Source organism: Winogradskyella psychrotolerans, from assembly GCF_018860565.1.
GTDB classification, from domain to species: domain Bacteria; phylum Bacteroidota; class Bacteroidia; order Flavobacteriales; family Flavobacteriaceae; genus Winogradskyella; species Winogradskyella damuponensis.
Genome location: NZ_JAHKPS010000018.1, coordinates 226,316 through 246,403 on the forward strand (window position 1 = coordinate 226,316; position 20,088 = coordinate 246,403).

At 30.8% G+C, this 20,088-nt stretch carries 15 protein-coding genes; 14 read left to right on the plus strand and 1 reads right to left on the minus strand.

The features are described from left to right. Position 1: 1 nt before the first annotated feature. From KO504_RS07575 to KO504_RS07610, 8 genes are all read left to right on the plus strand, one after another. Positions 2-1,192, plus strand: coding sequence for a hypothetical protein (locus KO504_RS07575; protein ID WP_215925724.1), 1,191 nt, complete (start codon positions 2-4; stop codon positions 1,190-1,192). Between the two features lie 357 nt (positions 1,193-1,549). Beyond that, positions 1,550-2,983 (plus strand): MBOAT family O-acyltransferase, encoded by a 1,434-nt coding sequence (locus KO504_RS07580; protein ID WP_215925725.1) that lies wholly within the window; start codon positions 1,550-1,552, stop codon positions 2,981-2,983. Positions 2,984-2,986: 3 nt separating this feature from the next. Further along, the gene (locus tag KO504_RS07585; protein WP_215925726.1) at positions 2,987-3,907 is read left to right on the plus strand and encodes a hypothetical protein; all 921 of its coding nucleotides are present in this window, start codon (positions 2,987-2,989) and stop codon (positions 3,905-3,907) included. A gap of 33 nt (positions 3,908-3,940) precedes the next feature. Beyond that, positions 3,941-5,014 (plus strand): glycosyltransferase, encoded by a 1,074-nt coding sequence (locus KO504_RS07590; protein ID WP_215925727.1) that lies wholly within the window; start codon positions 3,941-3,943, stop codon positions 5,012-5,014. An 8-nt stretch (positions 5,015-5,022) separates the two neighbouring features. After that, a complete protein-coding gene (locus KO504_RS07595; protein ID WP_215925728.1) occupies positions 5,023-6,177 on the plus strand; it encodes a glycosyltransferase in 1,155 nt (384 codons plus the stop codon). A 17-nt stretch (positions 6,178-6,194) separates the two neighbouring features. Then, entirely contained in the window at positions 6,195-8,099 is a 1,905-nt protein-coding gene (gene asnB / locus KO504_RS07600; RefSeq protein WP_215925729.1) for an asparagine synthase (glutamine-hydrolyzing), read from the plus strand. A 6-nt stretch (positions 8,100-8,105) separates the two neighbouring features. Further along, complete coding sequence (locus tag KO504_RS07605) at positions 8,106-9,236, plus strand: glycosyltransferase family 4 protein (protein WP_215925730.1); 1,131 nt, start codon at positions 8,106-8,108, stop codon at positions 9,234-9,236. A gap of 22 nt (positions 9,237-9,258) precedes the next feature. Continuing rightward, entirely contained in the window at positions 9,259-10,260 is a 1,002-nt protein-coding gene (locus tag KO504_RS07610) for an endonuclease/exonuclease/phosphatase family protein (protein ID WP_215925731.1), read from the plus strand. A gap of 83 nt (positions 10,261-10,343) precedes the next feature. Here the strand turns inward: KO504_RS07610 and KO504_RS07615 are convergent, their stop codons facing one another. Beyond that, entirely contained in the window at positions 10,344-11,297 is a 954-nt protein-coding gene (locus tag KO504_RS07615) for a glycosyltransferase family 2 protein (RefSeq protein WP_215925732.1), read from the minus strand. A gap of 501 nt (positions 11,298-11,798) precedes the next feature. Here KO504_RS07615 and KO504_RS07620 point away from each other — a divergent pair. From KO504_RS07620 to KO504_RS07645, 6 genes are all read left to right on the plus strand, one after another. Next, complete coding sequence (locus KO504_RS07620) at positions 11,799-12,419, plus strand: sugar transferase (RefSeq protein WP_215925733.1); 621 nt, start codon at positions 11,799-11,801, stop codon at positions 12,417-12,419. Between the two features lie 25 nt (positions 12,420-12,444). Further along, a complete protein-coding gene (locus tag KO504_RS07625; protein WP_215925734.1) occupies positions 12,445-13,446 on the plus strand; it encodes a peptidoglycan bridge formation glycyltransferase FemA/FemB family protein in 1,002 nt (333 codons plus the stop codon). Between the two features lie 369 nt (positions 13,447-13,815). Further along, the gene (locus KO504_RS07630) at positions 13,816-14,940 is read left to right on the plus strand and encodes a DegT/DnrJ/EryC1/StrS family aminotransferase (RefSeq protein ID WP_215925735.1); all 1,125 of its coding nucleotides are present in this window, start codon (positions 13,816-13,818) and stop codon (positions 14,938-14,940) included. Further along, positions 14,937-16,832 carry a polysaccharide biosynthesis protein gene (locus tag KO504_RS07635; RefSeq protein ID WP_215925736.1) on the plus strand — a complete coding sequence of 632 codons (1,896 nt, stop codon included), beginning with the start codon at positions 14,937-14,939 and terminating at the stop codon, positions 16,830-16,832. The genes KO504_RS07630 and KO504_RS07635 overlap by 4 nt, the downstream gene beginning before the upstream one ends. 33 nt (positions 16,833-16,865) lie before the next feature. Continuing rightward, the gene (locus KO504_RS07640; protein WP_215925737.1) at positions 16,866-17,642 is read left to right on the plus strand and encodes a polysaccharide biosynthesis/export family protein; all 777 of its coding nucleotides are present in this window, start codon (positions 16,866-16,868) and stop codon (positions 17,640-17,642) included. A gap of 19 nt (positions 17,643-17,661) precedes the next feature. Continuing rightward, positions 17,662-20,040 (plus strand): GumC family protein, encoded by a 2,379-nt coding sequence (locus KO504_RS07645; RefSeq protein WP_215925738.1) that lies wholly within the window; start codon positions 17,662-17,664, stop codon positions 20,038-20,040. The last annotated feature ends 48 nt before the right edge of the window (positions 20,041-20,088 follow it).

Here is a 20,088-nt window from a genome sequence, read left to right on the forward strand (position 1 = left end):
TATGAAAAAGAGTCTTCTAATTCATATTTGCTTTTTATTACCCTTTGTACTTACGGTTTTCAACCTACAAGTTTTTATTACAAGATTAGTATCTATGGCGATAGCTCAAGTTATGGCATATGGAAATTTAGGATTATTAATACTAGGCGTTGCTTTATGTATTAAAAATAAAGGTCCATTATCAAAAACTGCTCGTTTATGGATTATTTTTTATCTCTTATATTTTACTTTTGCAATTTTAGCTAGTGCTATTCATTTTAATCCAGCTAATATTTTAGTTGCAATTATTCCATTTATATATGTTTTAGCTTTCTATGTTTATTTAAGTATACCGGAAAACCGCAAGGTTTTTGGTAACATAGCTGTTTTAGCATTTGTTTTATCTGGAATTCTAAGTATCTATTTATATAGTATAAATTTTGATTTAGATCGTGGAGGCACTTATGCATATAAGGACAGATCTGGTGGTGTTTATGCAGATGCTAACAATACAGCATTAGCAGCAATAATTTCTGTTGTTTTAATTTTTAAGCTGTACAACCCTAAGAAAAGGATATTTAAACTGTTTAAATTATTAACTATAGGGATTATGGTTTACGGTTTGATTCTTACATTCTCTAACACAGGTTTTATGGTGTTTATTATTTGCTTAGCGATACTTAACCATAAGTTTTTCAGCGGATTAAGATTGATTCTAGGTCTCTCATTACTTCCTTTCGTATATTTAGCTTTAGCTAATCTAAATACATTAACTGCAGATTTAAATTTAATTGGTCAACAGCGAGCTAAAATTGATAACATTGTAAACATTGTCACTTTTAATACAGACAAGGTTGATACTTCTGGAAGAAATGAACTCTTAATGAAACTCATAACTAATTATGTATTTGAAAACCCTATATTAGGTAATGGTGTAGATTTTGCTAATTCTCAAAGCGCACATAATACAATTATTGGTGTCTGGGCAGATGCCGGGATTTTTGTTTTATTATTTTTCTTATTTATGTTAGGTAAATATTTCTTAGAAGCTATAAAAAGCCCTCCTGATATAAGATATTTTGTACTACCAATGCTATTAGTTCTATGCATATTTATGTTAAGTTTGCAAAGTGTAATAAATCAACCATATTTCATGGCTTTATTTGTGTACATGGGATATCTTGTTGATAATAAAAACATAAAAATAGCTTAAACATTAAGCTTTTTATATTTCCTCATGCCAAGTTAAAAAAGTACAACAAATAAAAAAATTACATAGACAACTGAATTTAATTTCAACAACTCATTTTCAACCGATTAAACACTTACTCTATACTGTTGTCTAGTTTACATTTAATCTCTAATTAATATTTCTAACCGTTTTTAAACACTCGAATTTATATTATTTAAAGAAATAGACGAATAATTCATCTTTCTTTTTACTAATTCATGCAGATAGTAGTATATAATGTCCATTCAAAGAATAATTTTGATACTTTTACACACTTGTGACATCTTTACATTTCGGATTTATAACCTATTATAATGAAGACCCAAATTTTAACCATATATGTTTTTTAATTCAATAGAATTTTTCATATTTCTACCTATTGTTTTTGGGCTTTATTGGCTCATTGGCGGTAAAAATATTAAAACCCAAAATCTTCTTGTTGCAACTGCTAGTTACGTTTTTTACGGCTGGTGGGATTGGAGATTTCTGTCACTCATATTATTTAGCTCTTTAGTTGACTATTCTGTAGGAATAGCACTTGGTAAAAATGAGAAACCAACTACTAGAAAAACATTACTTTGGATTAGTATCTGCGTTAATCTTGGCTTCTTAGGTTTTTTTAAATATTATAATTTCTTTGTAGATAGCTTAATTAATTCCTTCACGTTTTTTGGCTCAGAACTCAGTATAAATACACTTAACATTATATTACCAGTAGGAATTAGCTTTTATACGTTTCAAACGTTAAGTTATACTATAGATGTTTACAATAGAAAACTAGAACCAACTAAAGATTTTGTAGGTTTTATGGCTTTCGTTAGCTTTTTTCCACAATTAGTAGCTGGTCCAATTGAAAGAGCGACCAACCTATTACCTCAATTTTCAGTTGAACGAAAATTTGATTATAGAAACGCGGTCGATGGCTTAAGACAAGTACTTTGGGGATTATTTAAAAAAATAGTAATCGCAGATAATTGTGCTAAATATGCTAACCTAATATTTAATAACCATACAGATTACAATGGAAGCACACTGTTACTGGGGGCTTTTTTCTTTGCATTTCAGATTTACGGAGATTTCTCAGGATATTCTGATATTGCTATTGGTATTTCAAGATTATTTGGTTTTAATTTAAAAAGAAACTTCGCGTTTCCTTACTTCTCTAGAGATATCGCAGAGTTCTGGAGACGTTGGCATATATCACTTTCTACATGGTTTAGAGATTACTTGTATATTCCATTAGGAGGAAGTAGAGGAGGCACAAGTATGAAGGTCAGAAATACATTTATCATCTTCATTGTTAGTGGTTTTTGGCATGGAGCAAATTGGACCTTTGTAATCTGGGGAGCTCTAAACGCTATATACTTTTTACCGTTATTGCTAGCTAATAAAAATAGAGTTAACACAAATTTAGTTGCTGAAGGAAAATATTTACCTAGCATAAAAGAGCTTGGTCAGATGGGATTTACCTTTTTATTGACGTTAATAGCTTGGGTGTTTTTTAGAGCAGATAACGTTACACATGCATTTTCTTATTTAAAAGGTATCTTTTCAGAATCTCTATTTTCTTGGGTAGAAATTTTCCCGAGTACAATTTTAGGTTTAGTATTCTTTTTTATCATTACAGAATGGCTAGGAAGAAGTGGAGAATATGCTATTGAAAAAGTAGATTTTATAAACAGACCTATACGTTGGGGGTTTTATCTGCTACTAATTATATTAATGTTTGCTTTTACGGGAGAAGAACAACAATTTATCTACTTTCAATTCTAAATCATGAAGAAATTCTTAAAAAATATAATAATATTTTTTCTTCTAGCTTTAATAGTTGGAGAAATTGTTGTTAGAGTGACACACACAATGTCTGATATCCCACAAAGAGTTATTGACGAGAATGGGATACAAAAATATTACCCCAACCAAGAAGGTTACTGGAAAGGTGGTGATCATAAATGGAGTATTAATAAATTAGGTTGGCCTGGAGAATTACCAAATAGTTATGATAATCTAATCATGATTATTGGAGATTCATATATCGAAAATTTTATGAATCCTAATGATTGTCACCAATCAGCATTCTTAAAGAAAAACATGAAAACGTTTAATTTCATGGAAGCCGGTCGTTCTGGTGTATCGCTTATTGAAGCTATGGAAATTAGTAAAAACTTAGATTCTTTAAAACCTGTAAAAACATTAGTTTACGTAAACAATAATGATTTTTACGAAAGCATTAGAGACATTAAACCCCTACAAGATATAACGCAAGTTAATCTTAAAAATGGTACAATTGTTTACGGTAAAATGAAAGCACCTTTATTTAAAAAGATTTTATATAATTGGAAATTACTTTACTATTTCTATACTCGATTTCCACTAAATAATCAATCAGAAAACGCAGAAGCACCTATTGTTAATGAAGCTATTGAAGAGAATAACGATAAATTAAAATCAAAGTCCGAGGTATTTGATTTAATTAATTACATAAAAGATAATTATTCCATTAAAGATAAAGTCTTTGTATTTCACCCAAATAGTAATACAGAAATCATTAAACAATGTAAAAATCTTGGCTTCAATGTAATCGTTTTAGACTCTAGCAAAGATGATAAAAAATGGGTATTTGATCACGATAGCCACTGGACTTGTTACGGACATGAACAAGTGGCAAAGCAAATTTCTAATGCTTTATTAAAATAGAATAATCTATAATTTAGATTTCAATTAATATCAATGAGCAATCAACCCAAAATAAAAATAATGTTTATTCTTCCTTCTCTAAGTGCTGGTGGTGCAGAACGCGTTATTTCATTTGTCTCTCAAAATATAGATAAAGAAAAATTTCACCCCCTTTTAGTTATTGCTGGTTTCGAAAAAGATGCAGCTTATGATGTAAGTAATGTAGAAGTTACTTACCTTAATAAACCTAGAATTTTAACTGCATTACCTTCAATAATAGGTAGTATTAAAAACCGTAAACCGCAAATAGTAGTAAGCTCTATTTCGCATGTTAACACAGCAATGTCCATGCTCTCTCCATTTTTCAAAAAAACGAAATTTATAGGTAGAGAAGCTACAGTATTGAGTAAACGCGGCAATGAAAAGAAAATAAGACAATGGTCGCCTTTTAGATTATTACCTAATGGGTTTAAAAATTTAGATGCCTTAATTTGCCAATCTCAAGATATGGCAAAGGATATGATTACCAATTTCAATATTCCTAAAAAGAACATCTACGTCATCAACAATCCTATTTCTAATTTGCCAGAGGTAAAACAAACACAACCTACTACTAAAATTAAAAAGTTTATTACTGTAGGACGATTAACCGAAGTAAAAGGTCATCTGAGACTTTTAAATATCCTTTCTAAATTAGATCAACCATTTAGTTATACTATTATTGGTAAAGGCAATCTTAAAGATGAAATTTTCGAAAAAGCAAAAACTTTAGGAATATATGATAATATTAAGTACGTCCCTTTTACAAACAAAGTCAATGATTATATCACAGAGCACGACTTATTTTTACAAGGTTCTTATGTCGAAGGCTTTCCCAATGCCTTATTAGAAAGTTGTGTCGTTGGCACACCTGTAATCGCATTTAAAGCTCCTGGAGGAACAAAAGAAATTGTAGAAAATGGTATCAATGGTTTTTTAGTCGAAAACGAAGAAGAATATCTTCAAAAACTAAAAGACTCTAAAACATGGAATCCTAAAGATGTTAGAGCATCTGTTTATAAAAAATTCAATAAAGATGTAATTCTTCAACAGTACGAAGACTTATTTGAAAATATTGTAAAACACTAAACGCATAAATGAAACTTGGTATTTTAATATATTCATTATCCGGAGGTGGCGCAGAACGCGTCGTCTCATACCTTGTGTCTTATTGTATAAAAAACAATATAGATGTTCATTTAATTTTAATGAACCCTACCATAAAGTACGATATTCCAAAAAATACTAAGATTCATTATATTGAAAAATCCAATCCTAGCGAAAGCGGTATAAAAAAAGCTTTAAAAATACCTGTTCTAGCATATAAATATGCCAAACTCGTAAAACAACTCAAACTTACTCATAGTTTAAGCTTTTTAACCAGACCATCTTTTATTAATGTCCTTGCCAGTAAGCTAACAACATATAAGTTTAAAGTAATAACAAATGAGAGAGCCTTCCCTAGCCTACAATATAGCTACAAAGGATTTCAATCGTCTTTTAACAAAACCTTAATTAAAGCACTATACAAGAAATCAGATTTAGTAATCTCTAATTCTTATGGAAATGCGGGTGACTTGGTTGATAATTTTGAAGTCCCTTCAGAAAAAATGAAGGTCATTCATAATCCCATTGACCTAAGTAAAATTGAAAACATAGAACCAAATTTATCATTCTTTGATTCTGAAAAATTCAATATTATTACACTTGGCCGTATAGATATTGGAAAGAATTACGAAATGTTGATAAGAGCCATTCATCAACTTCAAAATCCTTTATTGCAATTATACATTTTTGGTGTTGGCGATTTACATGAAGAATTTGAACAACTTATTGAAGCACTAGAATTAAAAGAGCAAGTTTACTTAATGGGCTTTAGTCCAAACCCTTATCAATATCTTAAATCTGCAGATTTATTTATATTTGGTTCAAATCACGAAGGGTTTCCAAATGTATTATTAGAAGCTATGGCATGCAGATTACCAATATTAAGTACCAATTGCCAATCTGGACCAAGTGAAATCATGGAATTAGAAACGGTAAAAGAAGATATAATGATTACCGATTATGGCATTTTAGTACCAATTAAGAATACAGACCTAATGGCTAAAGGCATTAGCTATTTTATAGATCATAAAACTTACACTGAAACGTGTAAAACAAATAGTAAAAGTCGGATTAAAGACTTCGAAAAAGATACCATTTTAAAGAAATATATAGATCTAATAAATAGCACAAACATAGCTCATTAGATAAAACGAATTAAAGTATGTGTGGAATTAACGGCATTATAGCAAAGACCAATAGAAACAAAGACGAAATCACATCGGTTCTTAACGCAATGAATAATTTAATTATTCATAGAGGACCAGATCAAGATGGTTTATTTGCTGAAGAAAATGAGCAATTCACTGTTGGTATGGGCATGCGAAGATTATCTATTATAGATCTATCTTCTGGTAAGCAACCTATATTTTCAGACGATAAGCAAATTGTTATTGTTTTCAATGGAGAAATCTACAACTATAAGGTTTTAAAAGCTAAACTACTAGCCGATGGCGTAACATTCAACACTTCCAGTGATACCGAAGTCATCTTAAAAGCCTACGAAAAATACGGTGTAGAATCCTTTCAATGGTTAGATGGCATGTATGGTTTTAGCATTTATGACAAAAACATCAACAAACTATTTATTGCTCGTGATTTCTTTGGTGAAAAACCGCTGTATTACACACACACAGATAACGAATTTATTTGGGCATCTGAATTAAAGTCAATTATTAAAACTATTGATTTTACTCCTAATATTTCAAAAAAAGGATTGAATCTTTATTTTAGATTAACCTACATTCCTGCTCCTCACACTATATACGATAACATATATAAATTACAAGCCAATCACTATATCACATATGATTTAGCGTCACACAATACAACAATTCATAAAATCAACGCTGAACCAAAACCAAAGCCAATCAATATTTCTTTTGAAGATGCAAAAGCAAAAACAAAAGATTTAGTGTACAAAAGTGTCGATAGCAGATCTATTGCAGATGTTGGTTTAGGTACCTTTTTATCAGGAGGCGTAGACTCTTCTATCATTTCACTATGCTTAGCACAGTCTACAAACAGAAAAATAGACACCTTCTCTATAGGATTTAAAAAAGCATCTTACGATGAAACGGATAAATCTAGAGTGGTTGCAGATATGGTAAATAGTAATCATCACGAATTTATTATTGATGAAGACGATCTTAAAAACAATATTCACGAAATTCTAGTCAATTTCGACGAGCCTTTTTCAGATACAGCTGCGCTACCAACACATTTGCTTTCAGAAAAAACAAGAGAACACGTTACGGTGGCCCTAACAGGAGATGGAGGCGACGAAGTATTTGGCGGCTACAATAAGTACTACATTGGCAAAATGAACAACAGGTATACAGGCATTGTCCCTAAAGGTTTTCATAAAACTATTGCCGGATTAAGCAATAAATACCTCATTAATAAAGATGATACACGTGGAAAAAAATTCCAAATCAACAAACTGTTAAATGCTATTGATTACGATGGCGATTTTTATTGGGATATCATTTCATTAGCAAACACAAGTGCACAGCTCGAGGAAATTATGTCACCAGATTTTTATGATTCAAATATTTTTCAAGAATATAAAGATGTTTTAGGCAAACAAAAGATTGAATCTTTAACCGATTTTAGATTGGTCGATAAAATCTTAAGTCTAGAAGGCGGAATGCTAGCCAAAGTAGACAGAACAAGTATGATGACCTCTCTAGAATGTAGAGCCCCTTTCTTAAACAAAGAATTATGGGAGTTTGCTAATACACTACCAGAAAACTATTTAATGAAAGGCTGGAACAAAAAACACATTTTAAAAGAAGCCTTTAGAGATCAGTTTCCTGATGAGTTTTTAGAAAAAAGCAAAAGCGGATTTGGATCTCCAACAGGAGATTGGTTAAGACAAAGTCTTAGAAAAGAAATAGAAAGCTACATAGAACCTGAATTATTAAAGTCCCAAGGCATATTTAATGTCGAAGTAATCACTAAATTAGTTCAAGATCATTTAGACAGTAAAAAGGATAGCACGTTTAGAGTGTGGTCTTATTACTGTTTCCAAAAATGGTATAAGTTTAATTTCTTGAAGCAAAACTAAATCGAAATGAATAAAAAAAGAATTTTACTTATAGCTTCTTATGATGGTTCTCTCATTAGATTTAGAGGAGATTTTATTAAAAGCCTTGTCGATGATGGATTTGAAGTATTCACCGCAGCTCCAGATTATGCTGATGAATTTCGTCAAAACATCAAAGACCTCGGAGCAACACCTTTAGAGTTTAAATTACAACGTACAGGTCTTAACCCTTTTAAGGATTTTAAATCCATTTTAGAATTAAAATCCTTAATGAAAGAGAACAAAATAGATTTGGTTTTTCCATACACCGTAAAACCTGTAATCTATGGCTCAATGGCGGCCAATATGTGTAAAACACCTGTAATTTCATTAATCACAGGCTTGGGTTATGCGTTTACAGGCTTAACAGCAAAAGCACGATTATTACAACGCTTTAATGAAACATTATACAAACTTTCAATACGAAAGAATAAGGTTATAGTGTTTCAAAATAAAGATGATTATCAACTTTTTTTAGACCGAAAAGTGATTTCTAAAAAACAAAAAGTTGATTTCGTAAGTGGCTCTGGTGTAAACCTTAAACAGTTTTCATTTAAAGAAAAAGATGCATCAGAAAGCGTGAGCTTTCTTTTAGTAGCAAGACTAATAAAAGAAAAAGGAATTGCACTTTATATGGAAGCTGCTAAAATCTTAAAAGCCAAATACCCTAAAGCCGAATTTCATTTAATAGGCGCCCCAGAAACATCACCTTCTGCCATTAGTGAAGACGAACTAAAAGTACTACACAAAGAAGGAGTTATTATCTTTCACGGAAGTCAAAATAACATCCCAGAACATTTAAACGCTAGAGATGTTTTTGTTTTACCAAGTTATTACAGAGAAGGCCTACCAAGAACCACATTAGAAGCTTGTGCATGCGGAAACCCAATTATTACAACAGATTCTGTTGGCTGTAGAGAATCTGTAAAAGAAGGTGTAAATGGTTTTTTAATAAAACCGCAAAGCCTTGAAGCTTTAGTAGAACCTATGGAATTTTTCATTAATAACCCTGCTAAAATTAAGGAGATGGGAATAAACAGCAGAACATATGCAGAAGAACGATTTGATGTAAACATCATTAATAACGATCTCATCAACTTAATTAAAAAAGAGCTATAACAAATTGCTATAATTTTTTTTAATGAAACTCATTCTTAAAATCCTAAACAAACTTCCGATTGTAATTATACTAGTTTTAGTACTAGGTGTTTTAAGTACGTTTATGGATTTTGGCATAATATCTGTTTTTTTTAGCATCACAATGCCATTAATTTTTATTGCTAACGCCATAATAGCTCTATATGGTATATTCAAAAAAAAATACATATACCTAATTGGGGTTATCGTGTTTTTCCTTTTCAATAGCTTCTTTTATCAATTCTCTAAAACTTCTAACGTAGAAACAAAAGACTCAATTAGTCTATTAACTTACAATGTGAGATCCTTTAGCCAAGCTCTATACACTTCAAAATCAAATCAAAGTCCGTTTACTGAAATAGAAAAGTTTATTAACTCTTTAAGTCCTGATATCTTAGTTTTTCAGGAATCTTCCTATAAAGAAAGTAAGAAAATAAAAGATTACCCTTACCGCTTTATTGGCTACAAAGAAAATTCAGAAAAATCGCTTCTTACCATTTTTTCCAAGTACCCAATAGTTAATAAAGGGTATGTAGACTTTCCTAATTCAAAAAATGATGCCATTTATGCAGATATAAAAATTCAACAAGACACTATCAGAGTTTATAATACACATCTGCAATCTTATGTTATTTCACCATACATAATCGCTAATAGATTTAGTGGTTTTAACTATTGGGAAAACTTAAATAACACCATCACAAAACAAGTAAAACAGGCTAATTTAATTAAAGATCACGCGAACAAATCAAATAAAAAAACCATTATTGCAGGAGATTTTAATGCAACTCCATATAGCTTACCTTATAGAAAACTAAAAACAGGATTCAATGATTCTTACATAACCAATGGTAATGGAATTGGAAAAACATATGCTCACAGAAGGTATCCATTACGCTTAGATTACTTTCTTTATAATAATCAATTTAAAGTATTAAGTCATGATAATTTTAATTTAAAACTATCTGATCACGAACCAATATTTGTTCAATTTAAAATTAAGTAATATAGTACTAGGTTTTGCTGTAACAATATCTTCAAAAAGATATTAATATAGACAATAGATATTTGGAAAGTTTAAACTTAAAATTATTTCATTAATTTTCTAAATGGCCATAAAAGAATAAAAATTGATTTTATAAAATAAGAATCAATAGATTTTATATAATCTTTTAAGGGGTATTCTAGATATAAAGTTGAACGTATAGTTATATAAATTGTTTTAAGAAAAAATATTGGAGATTTAAAAAAATATTTATCAAAAAACCAATCAAATACAGCTAAACCTTTAAGAACAGTACCAAATGCACTTCTTGCCGTCATTGGTGTATTCATAATAGACCCCTCTACTCCTACATGATAAATTCTAAGAATTTTATTTACACATTTAGTTAAGAAACCATTACTCGCTACAGGATCCCATATCATACTTTCAGGTACAAAACCATAATTAAGCATCCTTGGATTCACAATAATACTCCTTAATACATCTGTTTTTGTAAAGCCCCATTTTTCACCAATTATTTTACCAGCAATACGAGCCTCAAATGTGTTACAATAAAAAGGGTCTTCTGGAAATAAATCACCAACACGTGCTCCATACTGATCTTCACACAAAGCTGTTACAGCTGCCACTTTTGGTTTTAATTCATCTGGAATTTCTTCATACTCGTTATTAAAAAATTCAAGCGCATTTGGATAACATTCATCATCACCATCAAATGTCAATAAAAATTCGCCTTTAGCTAATTTTATGGACTGAATGAAACAACTCATCTTATGCTTGTTCTCTATATTATTTACATAATTTATATTTAAAGGAGATGTTTCAACTATTTTAGAAATAACTTCGTGTGATTCATCTGATGAAGCATCATTTATTACAAGCCATTCAAAATCTTTAAATGTTTGTTTAAGTAACGAATCATGAACTTTCTTTATTGAATTTTCGCAATTATAAACAGGTGTGAATACCGTAAATTTATATTTGTATGATGTTGATGGTTGCTTCCGATATACAGGTATTAACTCTTTAAAATTCATATTATCATATATTAGTATCAAGATTAAAAATAATCTCGAGAAAAGACATTTAAATATCGTATATCTCTAATCTAAAAATCTAAGTTATAGGTTAATCTTAATATCAGCAACAAAACTAGATGAAAAGACAATAAACCCTATAATAAACGTCCCGCTTTATTAACTTACCTACCTAAATTACACAATCATTTTTCTTAAATTCCCAGAGTACTACTTTATAAAAAACAACCTATAACTTTATTTTTTTATATCAGATCTCCGTTTTAGCTATCATAAATTTTAAATTTGAGCTAAACCTATAGCAAACTTCACATGGTAAATCCTAATATATCATTGCTCTCTAGTAAAGTAATAAAAATTCTTAATTTTGATATTTATAAAATGTAAAACTATTTGTAGCAATTTTAATCATTAAAAAATTAAGAGCAACACCAAAATCAAAAATAAAAACAGTTTATTTGCATTGTTTTGGGAATTATAACAGATAGAAAAATAAGAAATATGTACACTGTAATTATTAAACGTTTATTAGATTTTACAGCAGCTTTAATTGGGCTAATTCTAATTTCACCACTTTTTATAATACTTATAATTATCTTAAGTATCTCAAACAACGGAAAGCCTTTCTTTTACCAAAGAAGAACAGGAAAGCATGGTGAAATTTTTACAATTATCAAGCTAAAAACCATGACCGATAAAACAGATGCTAATGGAGAACTATTACCAGCATTAGAACGTGTTACTAAAACTGGTGATATTTGTAGAAAATACTCACTAGACGAAATCCCTCAATTACTTAATATACTAAAAGGAGATATGAGTCTAATAGGTCCTCGCCCACTTTTGCCAGAGTATCTAAAACACTATAATAAAGAACAAAACAGAAGACACGACGTAATGCCAGGTATTACAGGTTGGGCTCAAATTAATGGAAGAAACACAATTACCTGGGAACAAAAATTTGAATATGATGTTTATTACGTTGATCATCTATCCTTTTTACTAGATTTAAAAATCTTATGGCTTACCTTCTATAAGGTCATAAAGAAAAGTGACATCAATAATTCTGAAACACTAGACATGCCTATGTTTACAGGAACAAAAACAACACAAGACCAATAACTTCAATCATAAAGCTAAAGATTTAATGATGAAAGAAATCACAAACAAAAAAGAGTGGAATGCTATTTTAGAACAAATAGAAAACTATGATTTTTACCACACATACGACTACCATAACATTTCTAAAAACGAAGACGAAACCCCTATTTTATTAACCTATACAAAAGACAAAGCTACAATAGCCTTACCTATTTTACTCCGTAAAATCCCTAATACAATATATTCCGATCTTACATCTGTTTATGGTTATGCAGGCCCACTTTGCAATGTAGACGTAAACATGTATGACTTTAATGATTTTAAAACAACTTTTAATGCTTACTTAGATTCTAATAACATCGTGTCTGTTTTTAGCAGATTACACCCTTACATTCAACAAGATAGGATATTAGAAAATTTAGGAGATACCGTAAGCTTAGGTGACGTTGTAAATATTGATGTGTCATTACCAATAGAACAGTCGCGTATGGCTTATGGAAAATCTAATAAAAACCAAATAAACAAACTAAGAAAACAATGTGAAGTTGTTAAAGCGGAAACTAAAGAAGAAATCCTTGAGTTTGTAGATATCTATTACGAAAACATGAAACGTCTAAATGCTAAAAAAAACTACTTTTTTAGCAAAGAGTACTTTCTTAACTTCATGGAAATTAGCGATTTTGATACCGATATCCTTTTAGTTAGACACCTAGAATCTAACACTTTTGTGGCAGGTTCAATGTTTGTAAAAACAAAACAAATTGTACAATACCACTTGTCTGGTACACGCACAGAACACCTAAGACTAAAACCTTCAAAATTATTCTTAGATGAAATGCGACTACAAGCTACAGAGCAAGGTTTTAAGGTTTTTAATCTTGGTGGTGGACTAGGAAGTGAACATGACTCTTTATTTGAATTTAAAGCTTCTTTTTCTAAGGATTTTAAAACTTTTAAAGTATGGAAATACATTGTTAATCAAGATATTTACGACGAATTATCTCAACAAAAAGATGAAACAGATTTTTTTCCTAAATATAGATCGTAATAATTCATTCTTATACACAAGCCTCTCTTTTCATTATTGATTTTAAAACTCGTACTAACACTGAATAAGCTTATGATTTTTAAGCTTATTAAGATAGTATACGAGACACAAACCTAATTTTAATCTCAAACACTAATCAAACGATGAAATTAGAGTTTTAGAGTGTTTTTTATCTGATTTTTATACCTTTAAAAATCAGATAAACCTTATATATCGTGTAAATTTAGCAGTTTATCGTAAATTTATATTTTTGTTTCTTGGTTTAAACTATTAGGACTTATATTAGCACCATAAATACTAATTAATTTTAGGTCCCAAATACCTCTAATTAACAACTTTAGGTACTAAACTAACTTAAAGAATTAACCTATGAATACTAAAATATGGCTCTCATCACCGCACATGAGTGGTAATGAACAATCTTACATAAAAGAAGCTTTTGACTCTAATTGGGTAGCACCTTTAGGACCAAATGTTAACGGCTTTGAAAACGACTTACAATCTTATCTCAATGAAGATATTCATGTTGCAGCTTTAGCATCAGGTACGTCTGCCCTTCACTTAAGCCTTATTTTATTAGGTGTTGGCCATGGAGATGAGGTAATATGCCAAAGCAAAACATTTTCAGCTTCTGCTAACCCTATTGTATATCAAGGAGCTACCCCTGTTTTTGTAGATAGCGAAAGGGAAACATGGAACATGTGCCCTATTCAATTAGATATCGCAATAAAAGATAGAATTGCAAAAGGAAATAAACCAAAAGCAATTGTTGCTGTGCATTTATACGGAATGCCTTATAAAGTAGACGAGATTAACAATATCGCATTAAAATATAACATTCCTGTTGTAGAAGACAGCGCTGAATCATTAGGAAGTACTTACAAAGGTAAAAATTGTGGCACTTTTGGTGATTTTTCAATACTATCCTTTAATGGTAACAAAATTATAACAACCTCTGGAGGTGGTGCTTTAGTTACAAAAACGCAAAAACAGAAAGAGCAAGCTGTTTTCTTAGCCACACAAGCAAGAGATAATGCTCCACATTATTTACACTCTCAAATAGGCTACAATTATAGAATGTCTAATATCGTTGCTGGCATTGGCCGTGGTCAAATGACTATTTTAGACAGTCACGTAGCTAAGCGTCGTTCAAATCACGAATTTTACGTAAATGCTTTTAAAAACAATACTAAAATCACATTTTTAAACGAACCTGAAGGTTATTTTTCTAACCGTTGGCTATCTTGTATTCTGTTAGATTCTGAAAGCACACGAGAAGGTTTAAGACTCGCTTTAGAAAAGGAAAACATAGAATCTAGACCTTTATGGAAACCAATGCACCAACAACCCGTTTTTAAAGATGCACCTAGCTATCTTAATGGAGTTTCTGATGAATTATTCGAAAAAGGCTTATGTTTACCTAGCGGATCAAATTTAACTGATATTGAATTAAATAGAGTAGTTTCTGCTATAAATACGTATTTTGTATCATGATAGTTAAATATCTAAATAAAATATCTAAGAAATATGCCTCAAAATGGCTAGTGCTGTTATTTGATATATCAATAATAGTTGCTACATTTTTTATGGCATACCTTATCAGGTATAATTTCATTATAGAGTTTGACTTCTCTACCCTTTTAATGCAAATTCCATATGTCATTGTTGCAGCTACAATTAGTCTGGTGGCTGTTGGCACATACAAAGGCGTAGTTCGATTTACAGGATTTAAAGATATTGTCAACATTATAATCGGTGCTAACATTTTAGCAACCATACTTATCTGCTGTACTTTTGCGAGTAGAAAGTTTATGAGTGAGGGTAGCCTTTTTGACATCTCTGGCTCAATCATCTATATCCACTTATTACTTAACATATTATTCTTAATTGGAGCTAAATTGTTTATAAAGTCTCTTTATAACCATATCACTCAAGACTTTCAATCTATTTCTAATGTTTTAATTTTTGGAGCTGGTAATTCCGGCATGCTAACCTATGATGCTATTCAAAACGACACTAAAAATGGTGTTGAAGTCGTTGGTTTTGTTGATGATGATGAAAGAAAAATTGGAAAAAAAATAAACCTATTAAAAGTTTACAACATTGATTCTATTGACGAGAATTTTATTAAAAAGAATGATGTTGAAGATGTAATCATTTCAATTCAAAATATAGACCCTACAAGACTACTTCAAATTACTAGTAATCTTTTTTCGCTCGGACTTAAAGTTAAAATTGTACCTCCTGTTCAAAGCTGGATTGATGGCGACTTAAGTGTTGGACAAATTAAAGAAGTTAAAATTGAAGATCTTCTTGGAAGAGACCCAATCAGTATTAAAAACCCAGATTTAGAAGAACAGTACGATAATAAAGTAATTTTAATTACTGGTGCGGCCGGATCTATTGGAAGTGAAATTTGCAGAAAAGTTAGCTTATATAATTATAAAAAGTTAATCCTTGTTGACAATGCAGAATCCGCACTTTACGATATTCAACAAGAATTCAGACAACAAGGTTTAGAAAACATTGATGCTGTTGTAGCAGATGTGCGAAACAGAACCAGAATAGATCAAATTTTTAATCAATATAAGCCTAAAATTGTCTTTCACGCCGCAGCGTACAAACACGTGCCTTTAATGGAAAACAATCCTTTTGAAGCAGTTAGTGTTAATATTGGAGGTACTAAAAACGTTGCAGACATCTCTGTAAAACACAGTGTAGATAAGTTTGTTTTAATCTCTACTGACAAAGCAGTAAACCCTACAAATGTCATGGGAGCAACTAAACGAATTGCAGAGCTTTATGTAACCTGCCTTAAAGGAAAAGGACACACAAAGTTTATAACTACAAGGTTTGGAAACGTTTTAGGATCTAACGGATCTGTAATTCCGTTATTTAAAAAACAAATTGAAAAAGGAGGACCTCTAACAGTAACTCATAAAGATATTACACGTTATTTTATGACTATACCAGAAGCATGTCAGCTTGTATTAGAAGCAGCAGCTATGGGTAATGGTGGCGAGATTTTTGTTTTTGACATGGGAGAACCTATCAAGATATTTAATTTAGCTACTAACATGATTATCCTTTCAGGATTAAGATACCCTGAAGATATAGATATCAAAATAACAGGTTTAAGACCTGGTGAAAAAATATACGAAGAACTTTTAGCTGACGGTGAAAACACAAAAAAAACATATCACGACAAAATAATGATAGCTAAATCAAGACACGTTGACATTATAACAGCTGAAAACCAAATTAATAAGCTTACTAAGATGAACTCTTTAACCCAACCGTTAGAAATCGTTTCTTCAATAAAGTTTTTAATACCTGAATACATCTCTAACAACTCTACTTTCGAAGTATTAGATAAAAAAAAATAATCCCATTTTTACTAAACCCATAAATTAACTCAAATGAAAACACGTATCCTTATTATTTCGATATTAGCGATTATTAACGCTACATCATGTGCGTCTAGAAAAGATATTGTATACTTTCAAGATAAACCACTAGAAGAAGGACTAATTGCCTCAGAAGCAACTCAGTTAATTTATAAACCAGACGATATCTTAACAATTAACGTTTCAGCATTAGATCCTGATACCGTTAGACCTTTTAATTTACCTACCGTATCTAACAATATAAGTGATTTAAGAAGTGCCCAAGGAGTGACACAACAGCAAACATACTTAGTAGATCACAATGGTAATATAGAATTTCCCGTATTAGGCACCATAAAAGTGGAAGGTTTAACACGTACAGATTTAACAGCATTATTAGTTGAGCGTATTAAGAGCATGGTAAACAACCCTATCGTTAATGTAAGATTAGCGAATTTTACAATCACAATTATTGGTGAAGTTTCTAATCCTGGAACATTTACAATGCAAGATGAAAGAGTGACACTCTTAGAAGCTCTTGGTTATGCAAATGATTTAACTATATTTGGTAAACGAAAGAATGTAAGACTAATTAGAGAAATAGACGGTAAAAAGAAATTTGCTGAAATTGATTTAACATCCATAAACACCGTAAATTCTCATTTATACTATTTGCAACAAAATGATGTCATTTATGTTGAACCAAATAATGCTAAAATTAGATCGTCTACTTACAACCAAAACAATGGAGTATTAATCTCTGCAATAGGCACATTAACAACTATATTAGCTGTATTCTTAATAAAATAAGTACCAATTAAAATATTATATGGAATCCAACCCTGTTTCAAAACCGAATGAAATTAGACAAAGTGTAGATTTATTCCTATCTAATTGGAAAATTCTGCTTTTCTGTAGTGTCGTTGCTCTATTTCTAGGTTATACTTATTTGCGTTACACCACTTATGAATACAATGCTAATGCAACTATTAAAATAAGAGACGAAAAGCAATCTAAAAAACTTCCTTCTATTGGAGAAATGACTAGTGGCGGGTTATTCTCGGAAGGTACAGATAAGATTAAAGATGAAATTGAAACTATTCAGTCTAGAACCCTAATATCTAATGTTGTAAAGGCTTTAGATCTTAATATTAGATGTTTCGCAGAGGGCAACATAAAAGAACGTGAAATTTATAAAAACCCACCAGTAAAACTAAGTTTTTTCGCAAGTGATTCTATCATACATAAAGTAGACACAACCTTATACATTAAGATAAAATCTCCAACTCAGTTTTTAGCATTTAAAAAGGAAGGCAAATCTTTAATTGACAGGGACGAACAAACAGGCGTTCCATACACTTTTGGTGAAAAAATAAAAACGAGCTTTGGAGGTATGGTACTCATACCAAATATTGGAGACCACGCCCCTATTATTGGAAGTAATTTAAAAATATCAATAACCTCTGTTAGCAAAATCGTAAACAGCTATCAACGAAAAATAAAAGTATCAACAGACAAAGGCTCTAGCGTCATAAAATTAGACCTTAACGAAAGTAATTCCTATAAAGCTGTTGACATTTTAAATCAAATCATAGATGAGTACAACAATGATGTACTCTTAGACAAAGAATCTGTTGTTAAAGCGACTTCTGACTTTATAAACAATAGACTAAAGCAAGTTTCTAAAGAATTAGAAAAAGTAGATTACACTGCTGAAGATTTACAAAAGAAAGAAGGACTAACAGCTTTAGATTCTAGAGCCGACTTAAATCTTCAAACAGGACAACAACTACAATCTCAAATTTCTTCAACTGCTAATAGCATCGAAATGTTATCGTTTTTAGAAGAGGAAATTAACAGCACAAACAAAAGTAACGACATGCTACCTGCCGATATAGGAATTGGCGACTCTAACACCTCTCAAGTTATAAAAAGGCACAATGAGCTAGTAGCAGAACGCGATAGAATTCTAAGAAACTCAACAACTAAGAACCCTGTTGTTATTCAACTGAATAACCAGATCCAATCCTTAAAATCTAACCTTCTCAATTCAGTAAAGAACATAAAACAAACATCCTTACTTACTCTTAACAACCTAAGCAGAGACAATGCTCGAATACAAGGTAGACTTTCAGCTGCACCTAAAAAAGCGCGCCAGTTTAGAGATATTAAAAGACAACAAGACATTAAAGAGTCTCTATACCTTTATTTATTAGAAAAACGAGAAGAATCAGCAATAAGGTTAGGAATGTACACTCCTAATGCAAAGATTATTGATAGTGCTTATTCTTCACACAAACCAGTAGCACCAAATAGAATGATCATATACATTGCATCATTATTATTTGGTCTAGGTATTCCTATTGCCTTTATCTATATATCAGATTTACTCAATACAAAAATCTATAAAAAAGAAGATTTAGTAGATACTTTAAACATTCCTTATTTAGGTGACATACCAAAAAGTTCTAAGAAACAAAAATTAGTAAAGAAAATTGATTATTCACCAAAGGCAGAAGCTTTTAGAATTGTAAAGTCTAATATCGATTTTATGCTAAGAAACATAAAAGGTCGCTCTAAAAAATTATTTATCACCTCTACTGTTCCGCAAGAAGGAAAATCGCACACAAGTTCAAACCTTGCGGCATCAATTGCTTTTTCTGGCAAATCTGTACTCCTTATAGAAACAGACATTAGAGTTCCTAAATTACTTGAGTATCTTAACATCAAAGATCAGTCAAAACAAGGGCTTTCAGATTACATTGCAGATACATCTTTAAAGCCTAAGGATATTGTCATAAAACACGAGGACAATCCACTCTTAGATATTATTTCATCTGGAACAATTCCTCCTAACCCATCTGAATTATTAATGAATGAAAGAGTAGAAGAGCTATTTAACTATTTTGACACTAAGTATGATTACATCATTGCAGACACTTCTGCTGTAGGTATTGTTAGTGACACACTACTAATTTCACATTTAGCGGACATGTTTATCTATGTTGTAAGTGCGGATAATATAGACAAACGCTTACTTCAACATGTTGCACTACCATTATACAAAGAAAAAAGATTGCCAAATATGACAATGCTATTAAATAGTGTTAGCTTAGGCAAAAAAGGATACGGCGGTTATGGTTACGGCTATGGCTACGGAAATAACCCTCAAAAAAAGAAAAAATGGTATAAATTTGGTAAGTCATAACAAATCACACCAAAACATATTAATATAAAAAAAGCCACTAAATAAAAT